This is a genomic window from [Chlorobium] sp. 445, from assembly GCA_002763895.1.
GTDB lineage: Bacteria > Bacteroidota > Chlorobiia > Chlorobiales > Thermochlorobacteraceae > Thermochlorobacter.
In genome coordinates, this window is the sequence record NSLH01000055.1 from 1 (window position 1) to 4259 (window position 4259).

1 protein-coding gene is annotated in these 4259 nt (G+C 45.4%); it reads left to right on the plus strand.

Annotated elements, in window-relative coordinates:
* The first annotated feature begins 54 nt into the window (after positions 1 to 54).
* Positions 55 to 4020 (plus strand): hypothetical protein, encoded by a 3966-nt coding sequence (locus CMR00_12520; GenBank protein ID PIO47041.1) that lies wholly within the window; start codon positions 55 to 57, stop codon positions 4018 to 4020.
* The last annotated feature ends 239 nt before the right edge of the window (positions 4021 to 4259 follow it).

Sequence of the window (4259 nt, forward strand, 5' to 3'; positions counted from 1 at the left end):
GCAGCTAACATATGTATACTGTGTTTCCACCTCAATCTCAGCTACCGAGAAGCCATGAACGAGACATTTCTTACAACTTTACGCGGGCTCTGCAAAGATGAAATGGCCTTTGAAACTGCTAAAAGGCTTTTTGATCTCGAACTTGCCGGGTGTCATGCACAGTGTGCCCCTACCACTGAATTTGAGCAGACATTGGACGCTTTACACAGTCATGTGTTTCGTGTGCGTAAGAGCGCTACAGGCGAATATGTTATTACACTGAGCAAAGGGCGACTTGCCCAAGCGTTCAACATAGATTTTCCGCCTCGCTCTGCCGTACCACTTTCTAGAACTTTTCCTAAGTCTCTTCTCGACCAGATTATTCCATACTACGAGCGTGCGTTTGCTGGTGAAGTTGTCGAGTTTGAGATTAGCATTCGTGAGCATTGGTTAAAGACACGCCTGATGCCTTTTGAAAGTAATGCACAGGGTGCCGTTACAGAAGTCATTGGGATTTCAGATGACATCACGGCTGAAAAACTCGCACGGCTAGACTTTCTGCAAACCTCTTCTTTGCTGAACGAGGTCTGGCAACATGCCTTAGAAGCCTTTGTGATTACTGATGCGAACGGTACAGTGATTGACGCTAATCCGGCTTACTGCGAACTCTATGGCGTTCCTCGCGAAGAGCTTATTGGCAATGATTTTGCTATCGTCTTTCATCCTGACTATCGTGAGCTGGCACGCACAGCCTATCGTGCCTTTTTCGATGCGGGTCAACCTGCCTTTGGGATAGTCGCTCAAGTTAGGCTTCTCAGTGGCGAAAAGCGTCTTATGCAGTCGAGCGCTTCATTCATTGAGCCTTTGGCAGGCAAGAGATTTTTGCTCAACATCATTCGTGATATCACCGAGAGCACGCAAACGAAAGAGGCGCTCTTAGAATCGCAGGCTTATCTCTCCACACTGTTCAATGAATCCTCAGATGCTATCTTGATAGTGGATGCTGAAACGCTGCTCATCAGAGATTGTAATCCACGTGCTGTAGAACTCTTTGAAGTCGATAGCAAAGAAGATTTGATTGGCACAAACGGCGAGCGCTTTCAAGCCCGACCCTTTACACTCGATGAAAAAATTGAAATTTGGAATCATCTCAATTTAGGGTACTCTTGGTCCAGTGAGCTTGAGTATGTTTCAGCAAAAGGTCGACGGTTCTGGGGCAATCTCTCTATCAAGGAACTTCTCTTTGGTGAGCAGCGCGTGCTGATGATCCGCCTTGCTGATGTTACACACCTCAAAGAAGCTGAGCAGGCTATCCAAAAAAGCGAAGAAAAACTCCAGTGGCTACTCAATGCCTTACCTATCGGCATTGCGCTTCGTGAGCACAATAAATTAGTTTTTGCTAACAAAGCTTTTTGTCAAAACCGCGGTTTAACTCATAGCATTGCGTATTTACAAGCAGTCCAGCAATTCTCTGACGATCCAAACTTCCAGCTGGTTCATCCCGACGACGAAAAAGTCTTTCGTGAGCATTTAGCCGAGTATCATGAGCGCTTAGAAAGAGGCGAAACCATCTCGTTTGAGCATCGCCTTCGCCAGTATGGAGAGACGCAATACCGATGGTACCAAGGCTTTTTCTTCAAAGGGACTGCACCTGATGGCAAGCGCACATTTGTTGAAATCGATATTCCGATTGAAGACCGTAAGCAGGCTGAAATGGCTCTTGCTAGTAGCGAACGGCGCTTCCGCTCTATTTTTGATTATGCTCCAATTGGGATTGTCTTTGTCAAAGCCTCTCATATTCTCGCTGTCAATTCAGCCTTCGAGCGTTTGGTTGGCTATACTGAAGATGAGCTAAGGAGCATGGACTGGAAGAGTTTCACCTACCCTGACGACTTGCCAAAAGAACTGGCATTTGTCGAAGAACTCATGCAGGGCAAGCGCACTTTTTACGAGCTTGAAAAACGCTACATCCGTAAGGATGGCAAAATCGTCTGGGCAAAACTCACCGTATCAGTTTTTCAAGATCCAAACGATAATGAGTTCTATGGTATCTCTACAGCCTCAGATATTACTGCGCAAAAAGAAGCAGAAATTGCCTTACGCAACAATCTTTCGCTTTTGCAGTCGCTTTACAACACCATTCCAATTGGCATTTGCCTTACAGATGAGCAGGGTAACTTCGTGGAAGTCAATCCCTCTTACTGCAAGACTTATGGCTATACACGCGAGGAATTGATTGGCAAGCACTTTACGATGGTCATTCCTAGCGAGGAGCGGCTGCGTGCTATAGGCGCACATTCCGCATTTATTGCAGGTGAGACGCACAGCATAGGCGAATGGCTTTTGCAGCGCAAAGATGGGGCATTGCGAAATATCTATGTAACGGGTGAATTGCTCACACTTGAAGATGGAAGGCGCTACAAGGTCACTGCAGTTGAAGATATTACAGAGCGCAAAGCTCGAGATAAAGCTCTCCGAGACATGCAACAGATGCTTGCTGAGACAGAGCAACTTGCACACATTGGCAGTTGGCAATATGATGTTATCACCGGGAAAATCACTTGGTCAGAGGAAGTTTTTCGCATCTACGAGCGTGATTTTTCCAAAGGTGAGCCTACACTTGAAGAGTTTTTCAAACTCGTTCCTGCAAACGAACTCCAACGTCTTGAGCCTGTTTTTACACGTGCGATTCAAGAAGGTATAGACTACGAGGTAGAAGTGCGTGTGCACACAGAGACAGGGAAAGAAAAATGGGTAAAAATCATCGGCAAACCGCGCAAAGATAACCAAGGCAAGGTGATACAGATTTACGGCTCTATGATGGATATTACTGCGCAAAAGCAAGCTGAGCTAGAGAAGGAACAGTATTACAACCAACTTTTGCAGTCGCAAAAGATGGAGTCGCTTGGTGTGCTTGCAAGTGGCGTGGCGCATGAATTCAATAATATCTTGCAAGGCATCTTAGGCTATGCAACGATGCTGCGTCGGCGCTTTCCTGAAGGAACTCCTGAGCATGAAAAACTCACTCAAATTGAAACTAATGTTCATCGTGCGGCTAACATTGCACGGCAAATGCTTGGCTTTGCACGTCAGGTTAAAACAGAGGCTAAACCCGTTTCGTTGCAAACCTGTATTTCAGAAGTCATTCAAATTCTCGCACCGACACTCGATAAGCGTATCAAAATTTCAGTAGATGCACCTGAAGACATCCCAATGGTAGAGGGCGACAAAGGTCAGCTAGAACAAGCCTTGCTGAACCTTGCCGTGAATGCACGCGATGCCATTATGCCACTTTTGAATGAGGGGCGCTCACGTGCAGAAATTTCTTTTGAACTGCGCTATGAGCCTATACCCGCACGGTTTCAATCACAATACAGTGTTAGCATAAGTAAAAAGTTTGTACACGTTACCCTACGCGACACTGGCTCGGGCATTCCTGAAGAGATTCGCTCCAAAATTTTTGATCCTTTCTTTACTACGAAAGAATCTGGCAAAGGCACGGGTCTTGGGCTTTCAATGGTCTATGGTATTGTCAAGAACCACAATGGGTATATTGCCCTCGAGAGTGAGGTTGGCAAAGGCACTGCATTTCACCTTTTCTTTCCAGCAGTAAAATACGCTGGCAGCTCGGAAAGTTTGTCAGCAAGTGTTAGGCATATCCCCAGCGGCTATGCTGGTAAAATTCTCATCATAGAAGATGAAGACCGCATTCGTGAGTTTCTCTCTGAGGAATTGCAAGAACATGGTTATGCAGTTTATACAGCATCTAATGGTTTGGAAGGCATTGCGCTCTTCGAAGCAGGTAGAGGTGAATTCGACGTTGTATTGCTCGATATCAATATGCCAGAGATGAGTGGCTTGGACGTCTTTCGCCGAATCAAAGCTATTCGTCCTAATGCTAAGGTCATCGTAACAACAGGATATCTGCAACCACATCTTTCTGAAGAATTTCTGGCATTGGGTGTCTACCGTATTCTGCAAAAGCCTTATGAACTCGTAGATTTACTTATAGCGATCGATGAAGCACTCACTCAAAAATGACTATCTCTGAATTGCGTTAAGTCTCTTTCACAATTTTCTTTGTAAGAAGCACTCTTATCTAAAATCTAAACTTTCGCCTCAAACGAAAGGTCAAGTTTCTTTTTCTTGGCGGGCTTCATGTCGAAGTTACTTGTTTTGCGGAACACAGGCTCAACGCATTCGCCTTTTAAGTATCCTTTCACATTTTTTTTCGTCCATCGCTTTTTGAGAATCGGCAGCACGTCGCGATAAGCAGCAAG